The organism is Methylomonas sp. ZR1 (assembly GCF_013141865.1).
Lineage (GTDB): Bacteria > Pseudomonadota > Gammaproteobacteria > Methylococcales > Methylomonadaceae > Methylomonas.
On the sequence record NZ_RCST01000001.1, the window covers coordinates 4,680,604 to 4,695,453 of the forward strand.

18 protein-coding genes are annotated in these 14,850 nt (G+C 53.7%); 8 read left to right on the plus strand and 10 right to left on the minus strand.

The window, feature by feature from the left end:
* Positions 1 to 8: 8 nt before the first annotated feature.
* From pqqE to DDY07_RS21330, 7 genes are all read right to left on the minus strand, one after another.
* Positions 9 to 1,133 (minus strand): pyrroloquinoline quinone biosynthesis protein PqqE, encoded by a 1,125-nt coding sequence (pqqE, locus tag DDY07_RS21300; RefSeq protein ID WP_171697351.1) that lies wholly within the window; start codon positions 1,131 to 1,133, stop codon positions 9 to 11.
* Positions 1,111 to 1,383 (minus strand): pyrroloquinoline quinone biosynthesis peptide chaperone PqqD, encoded by a 273-nt coding sequence (pqqD, locus tag DDY07_RS21305; RefSeq protein WP_171697352.1) that lies wholly within the window; start codon positions 1,381 to 1,383, stop codon positions 1,111 to 1,113. The genes pqqE and pqqD overlap by 23 nt, the downstream gene beginning before the upstream one ends.
* Before the next feature lie 33 nt (positions 1,384 to 1,416).
* Positions 1,417 to 1,980: a Uma2 family endonuclease gene (locus tag DDY07_RS21310; protein WP_171697353.1), complete on the minus strand. Its 564-nt coding sequence runs from the start codon at positions 1,978 to 1,980 to the stop codon at positions 1,417 to 1,419.
* Between the two features lie 2 nt (positions 1,981 to 1,982).
* A complete protein-coding gene (pqqC, locus tag DDY07_RS21315) occupies positions 1,983 to 2,711 on the minus strand; it encodes a pyrroloquinoline-quinone synthase PqqC (RefSeq protein ID WP_033159390.1) in 729 nt (242 codons plus the stop codon).
* A gap of 11 nt (positions 2,712 to 2,722) precedes the next feature.
* A complete protein-coding gene (pqqB, locus tag DDY07_RS21320) occupies positions 2,723 to 3,634 on the minus strand; it encodes a pyrroloquinoline quinone biosynthesis protein PqqB (protein WP_171697354.1) in 912 nt (303 codons plus the stop codon).
* Positions 3,635 to 3,743: 109 nt separating this feature from the next.
* Entirely contained in the window at positions 3,744 to 3,818 is a 75-nt protein-coding gene (gene pqqA, locus DDY07_RS21325; protein WP_054760176.1) for a pyrroloquinoline quinone precursor peptide PqqA, read from the minus strand.
* Positions 3,819 to 3,972: 154 nt separating this feature from the next.
* Positions 3,973 to 4,809, minus strand: a complete 837-nt coding sequence (locus DDY07_RS21330) for a sulfite exporter TauE/SafE family protein (RefSeq protein ID WP_367650895.1) — start codon at positions 4,807 to 4,809, stop codon at positions 3,973 to 3,975.
* Positions 4,810 to 4,854: 45 nt separating this feature from the next.
* On the opposite strand from DDY07_RS21330, the gene DDY07_RS21335 reads away from it, so the two are divergent.
* From DDY07_RS21335 to pmbA, 6 genes are read left to right on the plus strand one after another with little or no spacing between them, the layout of a single operon-like run.
* The gene (locus DDY07_RS21335) at positions 4,855 to 6,102 is read left to right on the plus strand and encodes a multifunctional CCA addition/repair protein (RefSeq protein ID WP_171697355.1); all 1,248 of its coding nucleotides are present in this window, start codon (positions 4,855 to 4,857) and stop codon (positions 6,100 to 6,102) included.
* The gene (locus DDY07_RS21340) at positions 6,099 to 6,449 is read left to right on the plus strand and encodes a DMT family protein (protein WP_033159387.1); all 351 of its coding nucleotides are present in this window, start codon (positions 6,099 to 6,101) and stop codon (positions 6,447 to 6,449) included. Before DDY07_RS21335 ends, DDY07_RS21340 begins: the two co-directional genes overlap by 4 nt.
* A 41-nt stretch (positions 6,450 to 6,490) precedes the next feature.
* Positions 6,491 to 7,357, plus strand: coding sequence for a 23S rRNA (adenine(2030)-N(6))-methyltransferase RlmJ (locus DDY07_RS21345; RefSeq protein WP_171697356.1), 867 nt, complete (start codon positions 6,491 to 6,493; stop codon positions 7,355 to 7,357).
* Between the two features lie 2 nt (positions 7,358 to 7,359).
* Complete coding sequence (locus tag DDY07_RS21350) at positions 7,360 to 7,824, plus strand: hypothetical protein (protein WP_033159385.1); 465 nt, start codon at positions 7,360 to 7,362, stop codon at positions 7,822 to 7,824.
* Between the two features lie 43 nt (positions 7,825 to 7,867).
* A complete protein-coding gene (gene tldD / locus DDY07_RS21355) occupies positions 7,868 to 9,307 on the plus strand; it encodes a metalloprotease TldD (RefSeq protein ID WP_101053255.1) in 1,440 nt (479 codons plus the stop codon).
* Positions 9,308 to 9,358: 51 nt separating this feature from the next.
* Positions 9,359 to 10,690 (plus strand): metalloprotease PmbA, encoded by a 1,332-nt coding sequence (gene pmbA, locus DDY07_RS21360; protein ID WP_171697357.1) that lies wholly within the window; start codon positions 9,359 to 9,361, stop codon positions 10,688 to 10,690.
* A gap of 175 nt (positions 10,691 to 10,865) precedes the next feature.
* Here the strand turns inward: pmbA and DDY07_RS21365 are convergent, their stop codons facing one another.
* Entirely contained in the window at positions 10,866 to 11,345 is a 480-nt protein-coding gene (locus tag DDY07_RS21365) for a tautomerase family protein (protein ID WP_171697358.1), read from the minus strand.
* A 303-nt stretch (positions 11,346 to 11,648) separates the two neighbouring features.
* Between DDY07_RS21365 and DDY07_RS21370 the strand changes: the two genes are divergently transcribed.
* On the plus strand, positions 11,649 to 12,605 hold the full coding sequence (locus tag DDY07_RS21370; protein WP_171697359.1) for a LysR family transcriptional regulator: 957 nt from the start codon (positions 11,649 to 11,651) through the stop codon (positions 12,603 to 12,605).
* Here DDY07_RS21370 and DDY07_RS21375 read toward each other — a convergent pair.
* Together DDY07_RS21375 and DDY07_RS21380 are read right to left on the minus strand one after the other, a co-directional pair.
* Complete coding sequence (locus DDY07_RS21375; RefSeq protein ID WP_171697360.1) at positions 12,566 to 13,291, minus strand: glutathione S-transferase family protein; 726 nt, start codon at positions 13,289 to 13,291, stop codon at positions 12,566 to 12,568. The genes DDY07_RS21370 and DDY07_RS21375 overlap by 40 nt on opposite strands.
* A gap of 171 nt (positions 13,292 to 13,462) precedes the next feature.
* Positions 13,463 to 13,906: a helix-turn-helix domain-containing protein gene (locus tag DDY07_RS21380; RefSeq protein ID WP_101053249.1), complete on the minus strand. Its 444-nt coding sequence runs from the start codon at positions 13,904 to 13,906 to the stop codon at positions 13,463 to 13,465.
* 101 nt (positions 13,907 to 14,007) lie between these two features.
* Here DDY07_RS21380 and DDY07_RS21385 point away from each other — a divergent pair, with 101 nt between their 5' ends.
* Positions 14,008 to 14,823 carry an oxidoreductase gene (locus DDY07_RS21385; protein ID WP_171697361.1) on the plus strand — a complete coding sequence of 272 codons (816 nt, stop codon included), beginning with the start codon at positions 14,008 to 14,010 and terminating at the stop codon, positions 14,821 to 14,823.
* Positions 14,824 to 14,850: the final 27 nt, after the last annotated feature.

A 14,850-nucleotide genomic window follows, 5' to 3' on the forward strand; every position in this document is an offset into this window, starting at 1 on the left:
ATAGGTGTTTAAAATTGTTTGGAGTTTTTGCTGTTGCGGAATATCAGCGGCTTTTCACTGTCGGACAAGGCGAGTTCGCGCGCCGAATCAATCGCGGCGTCGATTCTGTGTCGCTCCGGCGATTTGCTGCATACCGGGTCAGTACTGTACATGTCGCCGTTAAACAGGAAGGCTTGACAGCGGCAACCGCCGAAGTCCTTGCCTTTCTCGTCGCAACTGCGGCAAGGCTCCTGCATCCATTCCGTACCGCGGAAGAAGTTGAAGGTTTTTGATTCGTTCCAGATTTCGGCTATGCTGAAATCCTTGACGTTCGGGCAATCCAGGCCGGGCAGTTCGCGTGCAGAATGACAGGGTAGCGCGGTGCCGTCCGGTGCGATGGTCAAGAAGGTGGTGCCCCAGCCGTTCATGCAGGCTTTCGGCCGGTCTTCGTAGTAATCCGGCACCACGTAATAAATCTTCATCTTGCCGGCGACTTTTTCCTTGTAAGCCTGGGCAATTTTCTCCGCTTCCTGGAATTGCTCGCGGGTGGGCAGCAAGGCGTCCCTATTCAAATGCGCCCAGCCGTAATATTGGGTGTTGGCTAATTCCAGATAATCGGCGCCGAGGTTATCGGCCATCTCCAGAATTTGCGGCATTTGGTGAATGTTTTCGCGGTGGATCACCACGCAGAGCACCATCGGATAACCGTGTTTTTTAATCAGTCTCGCCACGTCCTGTTTGTGCTGGTAGGTGGCGGTGCCGGCGATGTGATCGTTCAGTTCCTGGGTGCTGGCCTGAATACTGATCTGGATATGGTCCAAACCGGCTTGTTTTAATTCGACGATTTTTTCTTCGCTCAAGCCATAACCCGAAGTGATCAGGTTGGAGTAATAACCCAGTTCGCGCGCGTATGCTACCAATTCTGTCAAGTCCTGGCGGGTTAGCGGTTCGCCGCCGGAAAATCCCAACTGTACCGCACCCATTTTGCGCGCCTGGCTTAATACGCGCTTCCAATCCTCGGTACTTAATTCGTTCGGATATTTAGCGTAATCCAAGGGGTTGGAGCAATAAGGGCATTGCAGCGGGCACTTGTAGCTCAGCTCGGCCAACAGCCAGCGTGGTGGGGTAATATTAAGCTTGTTTGATCCAGCCATTTTGCAATGCTACGTTCAAAAAGTTAGTGATGTCGTTGGTCAGGTCGGAGGTAGCGAATTTTTCTTCCAATTCGGCGACGATTTGCGCCAGCATCCGGCTACCGTCGCATAGCTTGAGGATTTCTGCCGAACTTTGGTTTAACTCGACCATGCCTTCGGGATAGAGAATCACGTATTTTTGCTGGGCTTCTTCCCATTGCAGTCTATGCAGCGGCGAGAATTGGATAAGTTGGTCTGGGGTGATGGTCATGAGGTTCCGGTGTTTAAGCAAACGGCTAGCGCATTAAGCCGCTTCAATGTCTTCAAATATTTCCGCTAGCGGCAGGCTGAGACTCAAGCTGTGTAGCTGGCAATCGACTTCGCCTAGGTAGTCGTGTAGTAGCCAATCGTTTTCGGCTGTGCGGCGGAAGCACTCGACGCGGCGCGCGTCGATGTCGACGATCAGGTATTCCTGTAGCGACGCGAGTTTGCGGTAGGCAGCGAATTTGCCGCCGCGGTCATAAGCAGCGGTCGAGTCGGATAGAACTTCGACGATCAGCGTTGGGTTGGAAATATATTGCTGGTTGCCCAAGTCACCGGGATGGCACGACACCATCACGTCAGGGTAAAAAAAGGCGTCGGCTGCTTCGACTTTCAATTTCAAGTCGGCGATATAAGGCCGGCAAGGCGTGCCGCGTAAGCGTTGTTTCAGGCCTGCAAAAATGTTGCCGGAGACGATCACGTGATTCTGTCTTGCCCCGACCATCGCAAAAACTTCGCCGGCGACGAACTCGTGCTTCTCAGCCTGGGTTGCTTCCCAAGCCAGATAATCCTCGGCACTAAAATGAAGTCGCTCGGCGGTTTGCATGGTTATTTTTCGATATTGAAATACGGCGGCATATCGGCAACATAAGCCAGATACATCGCATCGGCCATGCTCCACAGCACATCCAGTTTAAATTTCAGAATTTGCACCATGCGTTCCTGCTGTTCGCGGGTTTTGTACCAGTCTAGCGTCAGTTCCAAGCCGTGTTCCACATCGCGGCGGGCTTCGGTCAGGCGTTTGCGGAAGTAAGTGTAACCTTCTTGCTCGACCCATGGATAGACGTCCGGCCAATTGTCCAAGCGCTGTTGATGTATTTTCGGGGCGAAGAGTTCCGTCAGCGACGAACTGGCGGCTTCGTGCCACTCGGCGCGGCGGGCGAAGTTGACATAGGCATCGACTGCAAAACGCACGCCGGGCAGCACGTGTTCCAGCGAAGTAATTTCTTCGCGGCTCAGGCCAACCGCGATGCCCAAACGGATCCAGGCTTCGATGCCGCCGGGATCGCCGGGGTGGCCGTCGTGATCAAGAATGCGTTGTACCCATTTGGCGCGGGTTTCCCGGTCCGGGCAGTTGGCCATGATATTGGCGTCCTTGATCGGAATCATCACCTGATAGTAAAAGCGGTTGGCGACCCAGCCTTGCAATTGCTGTTTGGTCAGCTTGCCCTCATTCATCAGCGTGTGCATCGGATGATGAATGTGGTAGAACTTTTCCATGCCGCGTAATTTGGCTTCGAATTCTTCGCGGCTCCAGGGTTGATTATCAGCAGTCATGTCACACCTTTTTATAAGTCAATTTCCAGTCCGTCGTAAGCCACTTCGATGCCGTTGGCATCCAGGGTTTTACGCTCCGGCGAATCTTCGTCGAGAATCGGGTTGGTGTTGTTGATATGAATCAAAATCTTGCGAGCGTTTGGCACGCCATTCAATACTTCAATCATGCCACCAGGCCCGGACTGCGGCAAGTGGCCAATGTCGCGAGCACGTTTTTGGCTAATGCCGCGTGTCACCATTTCGTCATCGGTCCAGAATGTACCGTCTACCATTAGACAGTCAACGTTCAGCATTGCTTGCAGGACGTGCGGCTCGATCTCACCGAGGCCGGGTGAGTAATACAGTTTTTTACCGGTGGAAATTTGCTCGACAATGACGCCGATGTTGTCGCCGTCGTGCGGATCGTGGCGGTGCGGCGAATAGGGCGGTGCCTTGCTTTTCAGGGCGTGGGCGTAAATCCGGATGTCGTCTATGCCCGGAATCTCGAACGGCGTTTCGTCACAGGCAATCGGATGATGATTGACGGTGCAATAGTCTTTCAACATGTTGAATAGCGGAAAGCCGCTAGTCAAATCCTGCTTGACCATCTCGGTGCAATACACGTTCAACGGTTTGCCTTCGCGCAGCATCAGCATGCCGGTGGTATGGTCGATCTGGCTGTCGATCAAGAGCACGGCCTTAATGCCGGTATCGCGGATGCCTTCTTTAGGCTGAATGGCGGGAAACGCTTCCAATTGGGCGCGAATGTCCGGCGAGGTGTTAAACAGCAGCCAGTTGCGGTTGTCGGTACTGATCGCTATCGACGATTGGGTGCGGGCTTTGCCGTTGAATTGGCCGTTACGCAGGCGTCGGCAATTGTCGCAGTTGCAGTTCCATTGCGGAAAGCCGCCGCCGGCGCCGGCGCCGAGAACTCTAATCTTCATGTTTGCCTAAGGGGAATGATGAATGAGCGCCGCATGATACGGGATTAAAAAACGCCAGGCAAAAAAAAGGGGCAGGAAAATGCCCCTTTTTTATCGTCATCCCTAAGGATTAACGGTTGTAGATGTACATGGTAACTTCAAAACCGAAACGCATGTCATTGTAAGCTGGTGTTTCCCATTTCATTTATATACCCTCCAGAGGTTTTGTTGTTGTGTGCGATAGCTTGATCGAGAAAGCTGCGCCGAAGTATACGATGAAGTTTTTCTTTGCGCAACAGAGCAATCAAACCGGAACTAACAGCATTTGGAGCGATGTCTCTGCGCTTAAGTTCCCTGCCTTACCAGGCCATTTTCAGCGCAAGCGCCAACAGCACAATCGCAAAGTAACGCTTCAATTTTTGTGCCGGCAAACTGTGCGCCAATTTGGCGCCTAACGGTGCGGTAAATATGCTGGTTAAGACTATGCCGGCAAAAGCGGGTAGATAAAGATAGCCTAGGCTGCCAACGGGCAATTGGCTAACTTGCCAACCCAATACCGCGTAACTGGTCGCAGCCGCCAGGGCAATAGGGATTGCGCAGGTGCTGGAGGTGGCGACCGCGTTTTTCATCGGCAGGCCGTTGCTCGCCAGATAAGGTACGGTCATGGTGCCGCCGCCGATGCCTAAAATGGCTGATAGTACGCCGATCAACAGACCCATCGGGTAATCCAGGGAGAATTTGGCTGGGTGTGATGACGCTTTGTTGGGCTTGGGTATCGCCATTTGTGCGCTGGTATAAATTAGATAAGCAACAAAAAACCAACGGAGTGAGTCGGCGCTGATATATTCGGCCAACACTGCACCGCCAACGGCGCCCAGCAGCATGCTCGGGGCTAAATGCCTTGCTCGTCGCCAATCGATGTTACCCAATTTGTGGTGCGTGCGCACTGAAGCAGCCGACGTAAGTACCGCAGTCGCCAGTGATGTGGCAACGGCAATCAACATAATTTGTTCCGGATCAAAGCGCTGAGTTTGAAACACCCACACTAGCACCGGCACAATCAATGCGCCGCCGCCTATACCGAACAAACCGGCGGCGACGCCGGCTAGAATGCCCAGTAAAAAGCTGGCTAAAAAAATTTCCGTCATGATGATTAATGGCTGGGGAATAAGCAAAGCACTATGATAGCGACTCATTTATACTGTGTCTTTTGATCCATTAAGTAGGCGAGTGGCTAAGGCATGAAAACGTATCTGGTCGGCGGCGCAGTTCGCGACCGTTTGCTGGATTTTCCGGTTAAGGAGCGTGACTGGCTGGTGGTAGGTGAGACTGCGGACAGTATGCTGGCCGCCGGTTTTCGGCCGGTCGGCAAAGACTTCCCGGTATTTTTGCATCCTATCGATCACGAAGAATATGCCTTGGCGCGTACCGAGCGTAAAACGGCCCCGGGTTACAAGGGATTTGCGGTGCATGCCTCACCGGATGTGACGCTGGAAGAGGATTTATTGCGACGGGATTTAACCGTCAATGCAATGGCAATGACGGATGACGGCGAATTGATTGATCCGTTTCATGGACGGCGCGATTTGGAAAACCGCATCTTGCGCCATGTGTCACCCGCTTTTAGTGAAGACCCGGTGCGGATCTTGCGTGTGGCTCGTTTCGCTGCCCGTTATGCCCATTTGGGCTTTACTGTCGCCGAGGAAACGCTGGAATTGATGCGCAAGATGGTGGTGGCCGGCGAAGCGGATTTTCTGGTTGCCGAGCGGGTGTGGGCCGAGTTGCACAAAGCCTTATTGGAGCGAACGCCGGCGGCGTTTTTTCAGGTATTGAAAGACTGTGGCGCTTTGCGAGTGGTTTTTCCCGAGCTCGACGCTTTATTCGGCGTACCGCAGCCGGAGAAATATCATCCGGAAATCGATACCGGCGTGCATGCCTTGATGGTGCTGGAGCAGGCGGCGCGGCTTTCCGAAAAGCCAGAGGTACGCCTGGCGGCCTTGTTACATGATCTAGGTAAGGCCTTGACCCCCAGCCAGCATTGGCCCAGCCATCATGGGCATGAGCAAAAAGGTTTGCCGGTGCTTGCCAAACTGTGCCAAAGATTGCGGGTGCCGAATCATTTTAAATCGCTGTGTGCGCAGGTCATGCAATACCACACCCATTGCCACCGGGCTTTGGAATTGCGGGCGGATACCTTGACCGATATGTTGCAAACCCTGGGCGCATTCAAGCCCGATAGCCATTTGGCTGAATTTCTCCAGGCGTGCGAAGCCGACGCGCGCGGCCGGACCGGATTCGAAGACCGGCCCTACCCGCAAGCCGACTACATTCGCTCGGCGGCACTGGCGGCCACGGCTGTCGATACCTCGGCGGCTTTGCTGAAAGGCTTGCAAGGCGAGCAGATTGGTATCGCTATCCGCAAATTGCGGGCCCAAGCCGTCAACGATTACAAACAACGCTATCAGCAACTAACAATTGAATCAGCATGAATGCCATCCTGGTCTCCGCCGGCTTATTGATATGCAGCAACGTCTTTATGACCTTTGCCTGGTACGCACATCTGAAGGAATTGAATAACAAGCCCTGGTTGCTGGCCGCATTCGTCAGTTGGGGCATCGCCCTATTCGAATATCTGTTACAAGTGCCCGCCAATCGTATCGGATACACGCAGTGCAGTGTTGCCCAACTGAAAATTATGCAGGAAGTGATAGCGCTGAGCGTCTTTGTACCGTTCTCGGTGTATTACATGAAAGAACCGTTGAAACTGGATTATCTCTGGGCCGGGCTATGTTTGCTGGGCGCGGTGTTTTTTATGTTCAGAGCCAAATTAAGCTGAAATTGAACGGAATGGAATAACAATAATAATGGGTGAACAGCATGCTTAGTTACCGCCACGGCTTCCACGCCGGCAATTTTGCCGATGTTTTAAAGCACAGTCTGCTGACGCTGGCGATCAACGCTTTGAAACAGAAAGACAAACCGTTTGTTTACATCGATACCCACGCCGGAGCCGGTAAATATTCTTTTAAATCCGAGTTTGCCCAAAAAACCGGCGAATACCAGCAAGGCATCGCCAAACTTTGGGACAGCCAGGACGCGCCGCCGGAATTAAAAGATTATCTATCCGCAGTACGTGCGGAAAACACCGGACGGCAACTGGTGCGCTACCCCGGCTCGCCGCAATTGGTCAAGCGTTTGGTCAGGCAACAAGATCGCTTGGTATTGTCCGAATTGCATAGCAGCGATGTTGAAGCCCTTCAGCAATTGTTCGCCGGCGACAAGCAGGTCAGCGTCTCCAAGGAAGACGGCTTGCAAACCTTGAGCAAAAAATTACCACCCATCCAAAAGCGCGGCTTGATTCTGATCGATCCCAGTTACGAAATGCGCGACGAATACAAAAAAATCATCGCAGCGCTGACGACCTCATATAAACACTTCGCTACCGGTGTTTATGCGCTGTGGTATCCGGTCATCGACCGCACGGCCACTGAAAACTTCATGCGGCAACTAGAGCAAAGCGGTATTCCTCGCCAACTGCGCATCGAGCATTGTATAGCCGATGATGGGCCGGGGCGCGGCATGACCGGTTCCGGCATGTTATTCATCAATCCGCCGTGGCAACTGGATAGTCAAGCCGAAGCCTTGTTGCCTTGCTTGAATCAAGCGTTGGCGGATGGCCGGGGGCATTGGCGGGTAGAGTGGCAGGTGCCCGAAGCGACAGTGGCGAGCGCGGTAAGGAATTAGCCATGATTAGAAAGAATCTCGACTTGATCATCGTCGGTTTTGTGGTACTCGCTATCGTCATGTACGATGTGACGCTGGAGCTGCTGGGTGAATTGATGCATCTGGTGTTCGAAGGATTTCATGTGGCCTTCGAGTATGTCGAATTAGGTATTGAAGAAGCCGTCGAATTGGTATTCCACGTTTTGGATGTCGGTGAAATCATCGAGTATCTATTCGAGTCCGACCGCCACGGTAGCCAGGTAGTGACCTTTTATATTTTGGTCACCATTGCCTGGTTCGGTTTTTATCGACTTTCGAAATTAGTTCCCCGGCTTTGGGCCTCTTTTAAGCAAATGCTTTTGAATACCTGGGTACGGCGGAAGACCGAATTAGAGTTGTATTGGCTGTCGCTGACGATAAGGGACAAGGTGACTATCGCTTTTACTGCCGTGGCTGTTGCTTATATCGCGTCATTTTTCGTGATGTGATGGCGTGCACAGTTGACGAAACCGTTTTATTTTTAATTTTCTTATGCCATTACTAGAACAAGTTACCCAATCCATTCTGGCCGGCAACGGCCTGCAAACCCAGGACGTCGACCGGGTGATGGCGGCGCTGCTCAGTGCGCCGGTCGACGCCGCCGATATTTATTTTCAGTCCAGTCATTTCGAGTCCTGGTCCATGGAGGGCGGCATTATCAAGGAAGGTAGTCATTCCATAGAACACGGCGCCGGGGTACGTGTGGTGAGCGGCGATAAGACCGGCTTTGCTTACAGCGACCGCATCGAATTGCCGATTCTGCTGGAGGCCGCCAATAACGTCAAAGCCATTGTCAGACACGGTCAGCAGGCGCGGCGCCAGATCGAAGTCGCCAAGAGTTGGCCGCAGTTATACCAACCGGTTAATCCGTTGAAGTCTCTGGACGATCAGGCAAAAATCGACTTACTAAAACGTGTCGATAGCGAAACCCGCAAGTTGGACAGTCGTATCGAAGAAGTGATGGTCAGCTTGATTGCGGCTTATGACAGCGTGCTGATTGCCAATCAGGATGGCTCGTTGGCGGCCGATGTGCGGCCCTTGGTGCGGATGAACGTGACGGTGATTATGGTCGAAAACGGTCGCCGCGAGCAGGGCAGCATGGGCGGCGGCGGGCGTAGCGATTACAGCTTTTTTCTGGAAAATGACCGGGCGTTCGAATACGGCCGCGAAGCGGTGCGTTTGGCCCAGGTTAATTTGCAGGCCCAGGAAGCACCGGCCGGCAATATGACCGTGGTGTTGGGGCCGGGCTGGCCGGGGATTTTGTTGCACGAAGCGATCGGCCACGGTTTGGAAGGCGACTTCAACCGCAAAGGCACTTCGGCGTTTAGTGGTAGAGTCGGCGAGCGGGTGGCGTCGGATTTATGCACCGTGGTGGATGACGGCACTTTGGTTGGTCGGCGCGGTTCCTTGAATATCGACGACGAAGGCACGCCCACCGAGAACACCGTGCTCATCGAAAAAGGTATTTTAAAAGGCTATATGCAAGACAAGCTCAATGCGCGCTTGATGGGCGTAAAACCCACCGGCAACGGCCGCCGCGAATCATACGCGCATTTGCCGATGCCGCGCATGACCAATACCTACATGCTGCCGGGGCAGAGCGATCCGGAAGAAATTATCCGTTCGGTTAAGAAAGGCTTGTACGCCCGTAACTTTGGCGGCGGCCAAGTGGATATTACCTCCGGCAAATTTGTGTTTTCCACCAGCGAAGCCTACTTGATCGAGGACGGCAAAATTACCCGCCCAGTGAAAGGTGCCACGCTAATTGGTAATGGTCCGGACGTGTTGACCAAAGTATCCATGGTCGGCAACGACATGGCCCTGGATAGCGGTGTCGGCACTTGCGGCAAGGACGGGCAAAGCGTACCGGTCGGCGTCGGTCAGCCCACCTTGAAAATCGATGGGCTAACCGTCGGCGGTACCAGCGTTTAATGCCTCGGGCCGCTCGGCCCACACCTGCAATCGAATTCTAAGAGACTTACCGTGCAAAATCAGGAAGAAATTAATCGCTTAAAAAATGTCGTTCAACAGTTATTGGACGAAGCCAAACAACAAGGCGCCAGTGGCGCCGAAGCGGCGTTCAGCGTAGACAACGGGCTGTCGGTGTCGGCGCGGCTAGGGGAAGTGGAAACCGTCGAGTATCACTGCGATCAAGGCATCGGGGTTACCGTTTATTTCGGCCAGAAAAAGGGCTCGGCCAGTACCAACGATATTTCCAGTGATTCGCTAAAAGAAACCGTCAAGGCCGCCTGCAGTATCGCCCGTTACGCCAGCGACGACGCCTATTCCGGCTTGCCGGATGCCGAGTTATTGGCAACCGAGTTTCCGGATCTGGATCTGAACCATCCCTGGGATATTAACGCCGAACAAGCCATCAATATCGCCATCGAATGCGAAAACATCGCCCGCGGCTACGATAAAGCGATAAGCAATTCCGAAGGCGCGTCGGTGAATACGCATCAAGGTACGCGGGTATTCGGCAATTCGCTGGGCTTTTTGCAAGGTTACCAATCCAGCCGACATTCGTTGAGTTGTTCGGTGCTGGCCGGCAGCGGCGACGGGATGCAGCGCGATTATTGGTACAGCGTGGCGCGTGATGCGGCAGCTCTGGAATCGGCCAGACAAGTCGGCGAAAAAACCGCGCAACGCACCATAGCTCGCTTGAACGCCCGTAGTCTGAGTACGCGGCAATGCCCGGTATTGTTTGCATCCGAAATGGCGTCCGGTTTGATCGGGGCGTTGATCGGTGCGATCAGCGGCGGCAGTTTATATCGCAAATCTTCGTTTTTGCTGGATACGCTGGATACGCAAATTTTGCCGGATTTCGTGCGCATTCATGAGCAACCCTTCCTGCGCGGTGCGCTGGGCAGCGCCAGTTACGACTCGGAAGGTGTCGCGACTAAGGCCAGGGATATTGTCAGCGACGGTATTTTAAGATCGTACGTGCTCAGCACCTACTCGGCCCGCAAGTTGGGCATGCAAACCACCGGCAATGCCGGCGGCGTGCACAATCTGACCGTCGAACCCGGCAGCAACGATTTTGCCGGCATGCTGAAATTGCTGGACACCGGTTTGCTGGTCACCGAATTGATGGGGCAGGGCGTGAACCGGGTGACCGGCGATTATTCGCGCGGCGCCTCGGGGTTTTGGGTGGAAAACGGCGTGGTCCAGTATCCGGTGCAAGAAATCACGATCGCCGGAAATTTAAAGTCCATGCTGCGTAACATCGTCGCCATCGGCAACGATGTGGATTTGCGCGGTAATATCCGGGTTGGCTCGATTTTGCTGGAACAGATGGCGATTGCGGGCGAGTAAATGCCCGCTAGGTTGTCTGATCAGCCGCTAATATAAGTCTAAGCGTCTCAGACGACTTCGGCATTATTAACCCGGCCCTTAAATCCTGTTTGCCCTGTCGAAAGGCAAGCCAGCCAGGGCTTCCGCTCAGCCCGAACGGAATACCGGTGATAAGTAGGACCGGGTTAATAGTCAATCAACCCGTTACGCCAGGGGTCAGTAAAAAGTGGCCTGCGGGGAGTTTTTCTGGGTATGTGTAAGGGCTAGCCTTATTTTCCGCAACCCAGCGCTTTTCCGCTATCGACTCGAACGGCGGTGGCAATTCGCCCTGTAGCGACCAAAGATCGAATGGGGTTTCGTCAATCGAAATCTCCCAATCGAAACCGCGCGCTTTGACAAAAGGCGCAATCACGTCGTCAAGCGTTCGCATCCACCATTCTCGTATGATTGGCCCCGGCAATGTCCGGGCGATTTGGTCAACCTTAAAGCGAATAAACTTGTCATTCCGCACGCCGCCCACGAAGCAATTACCTTTAACCACTTCTTCGAAAATAACGACGGCGTAAAATCTTGGGATTGGTACAGCCGCATAGACGTTGGTGATTTGTTCAGCCAGTTCCTGTTTGTCTTCTGCGCTGAAGGCTCCGCTGGGATGATAGACTTTCCACAAAGGCATGATGATTCTCCTGATAATTGAGTAAGTTTTGGTGATCCACTGACCACCTTGTTGTTCTCAATCAGCATCCCGCCAAAACCCGGCGCTTGATGCACGATTGAGAGTCAGGCGACGCGCCACCGCGTTAACTTGCAAATTCCTTGGGGGGAACTAATCGTCGGCGGCTGCGTCGGCGAGTAATCTATATCTGAGACGGCAAACGGTAAAATGCTTAGAATTCATGCGCCTATGAAAATATTTAATGCCAAACGCCCCAGGCATTTTCGGTAACATAGCCCGCGTTTACATTCCGGAAACTCAGCCATGGCCGACTTAAGAACGTTTGATTTGAATCTATTGATCGCCTTCGATCTGCTAATGAAGGAACGCAATGTATCGAGGGCGGCGGAAAAAATGTTCATTAGCCAATCGGCAATGAGCCACGTGCTGCAACGCTTGCGGCAACAATTGGAAGACCCCTTGCTGGTGAAAACCCCGGAGGGTATGACACCGACGCTACGCGCCCTGTCACTGGTGGCTCCCGTAGCGGCGGTCATTAAAGATGTGGAAAACTTGATTCGCGCGCCGACGCCGTTCGATCCCGCCACCTGCCGGCGCGCTTTTACCATTGCGGCAACGGATTACGTGGAAGCCTTGCTGTTGCCGATACTGGCGCCGCGCATCGCCCGCCAGGCACCGGGCGTGGATATTCATTTCAAACGTACCAGCAGCCGCTTTCCTATTAATGCCTTGGAGCAAAGCGAGATAGACCTGATATTGGGTTTTGAGGTGATGTTAACTCCCCCCAAGCATCTACATTGCGAACGCCTGTTCGACGATTTTTTTGTCTGTGTGGCGCGCATCGGCCATCCGCGAGTGAATGGGGCATTGACGCTAGAAGACTATATAGAGCTGCCGCATATTCTGGTGTCCAGAACCGGCGCCAGTACCGGGCAAGTTGACAGCTGGTTGGCGGAACACGGCCGCGAGCGGCGAGTGGCGCTGACCGTGTCGCATTTTCTGTCCGCATCGTTGATCGTGGCACAAACGGACATGGTCATGGCTTTTCCCAAACGAACGGCCGAGCAATTCGTCCGGAACTTGCCATTGCAATGGGTGCCCTTGCCGCTGGATTTACCGCATTACGACACGGTCATGGTTTGGCATCCGCTGCAAGACCAGGATCTTGCCAACCGCTGGCTAAGGGATGAAATTCGCGCCGCTTGCGCCATGCTGGACCATCACTCCCCAAACGTCGGTTCGCCCAGCTCGGGAAAATAGCGGTCTTGAATGCGTCGACAGTAATCGACTAACGCGGATTGCGTTAAGGCGTAATCCTTGACTGGCGAGCTGACGGGACAGGCCAATAGATTGATCAATACGCCGAAGGCCGAGGCATCGACGCCGCTGGGCCGGTCTCCCAACAAAAAAGTTTTGCCTTGAAGCGCGGCGGACACAGCCGCCACATCGCGCCGACCCAATTCGAAAATATGTGCGGTGGGTAGCCGACCAATGCCCTGACCGCGTAGTTGCCCCCGAATCCGCAACCGATAAAGTGCGGCCACCACATCCGCCAAGGGTTGCTGTAAACCTTGGAAGATCGCCTGCTTATTGATTTGCCAATTCTTCGCCCCGTATTGCCAACGGCTATACATGCACACCCAATACAAATGTTCTTCCAATAAGCGTTGCCAAGCCAGAGCTATGGCCTTTTGCTCGGTCGATAGATGCTCATCCAGGCTGTCGCCATAATGGTGTTGCAGGTAGCGGATAATCACCCGGCTATCAGCAAGCTTTTGGCCGTTGTCTTCTATGAACGGTAGCTTGCCGAAGGGCGCATAGAGGGGCAAAGTTTCGGCAATCCGGTATTCGATGCCGGCCATGCGCAGATAGGTTTCCAGCTTTACGCAAAACTGGCCCGGATTGGGGATGTTCCAGGCTCTGGGAAATTGATACAACGTAATCATGCGGAACTTTGTTTATGTCTCTGTAAACACTGGCGACAGGCTCCGTAGAAATAGCTGGTCATTGCATCCTCTATGAAACAAACGGTGTCGTGATCGAATAGTACCATGCAGTGTTTGGCTGAATCCGGCTCTTGACATGCGGTTGGTCTATACGCAGAAATGGGCCAAAGATTAGCCCCCATCCGGCAACACAAAGCGAATCGGCCGTGAACCAATCTTTGCGCCCGTCACCTCGTCGATGGCCACCGGTTTAATTGCCTGCCCGGTTTCGGCGTCCTCGATATACACCAGTTTGCCGCCACTACGGTGTTGGCTACCCCATGCACCTATCATGATCAACACCGGCAGAAAATCGCGGCCGGCGGCCGTCAACACATACTCTTCGCGCGGCGGACGCTCCGAGTAAAGCCGCTTTTCCAAGATACCTTCCTCTGTCAGCGTAGCCAAGCGCCGGGTCAACATCGTCGGCGCGATACCCAGGCTTTTCCGAAATTGGTCGAAGCGCGTCAGGCCAAAATGCGCGTCCCGCAGAATCAATAGACTCCAGGCGTCGCCGAGAAAAGCCAGGCTGCGCGCGATAGGGCAAGGATCAGCACAAATATTTTTATCGTTCATACGTTTTTAGTAGTGACTTAATATTAAATTGATAGTAACATTGATTTCAAAATGATAGTAACACTTAAGCGATAGACAATCCACCTCACGGGAGACTTGATATGAACAATAAAGACCAAGCCGTAGCCTTGATCACCGGTGCATCCTCTGGCATTGGGTTGGTAACGGCCAAGGCCCTGCAACGCGCGGGTTACCGCGTATTCGGCACCAGCCGCAAGGCAGCGGCAAGCGTCGACGGCATCACGATGCTGAGCTGCGACGTCACCGATGAAGCCTCGGTAAACGACACGGTAGCCGAGGTCTTGAAACAGGCCGGACGCATCGATCTGCTGGTCAACAATGCCGGCGTCGGCTTGCTAGGAGGCGCGGAAGAATCGTCCACCGCGCAAGCCCAGGCTTTGTTTGACGTCAACGTCTTTGGCATTACTCGCGTGACCAATGCCGTGTTGCCGGCCATGCGCAGCCAAGGTAAAGGCAGAATCGTCAATATCAGCTCCGCCCTTGGTTTTATCCCAGCGCCTTATAACGCGCTGTATGCCGCGACCAAGCACGCGGTCGAAGGCTATTCCGAATCGCTGGACCACGAACTGCGCAGCTTCGGCATCCGGGTGGTACTGGTTGAACCGGGATATACCCGCACCGCGTTCGAAGCCAGCCTAACCAAGCCCGATCAACCGCTGGCCGTCTACGACTCGGTGCGTGCCGGTATGGAAGTGGTCATGCGCAATGGCGTGAATGCGGGCGACGCTCCGCAGGTGGTCGCCGACACGGTGTTGAAAGCCGCGACTGCCGTGGCTCCCAAAAGGCGCTATACCGCCGGAAAACAGGCAACCCAAGTGCGTTTCCTGCGCCGTTTCATGCCGGAAGCCTTGGTGGACAAGAGCTTGCGCCAGTTTAACCAGCTGCCGATAGTCTGAATGATTGGAAGATAAGCACATGATCTA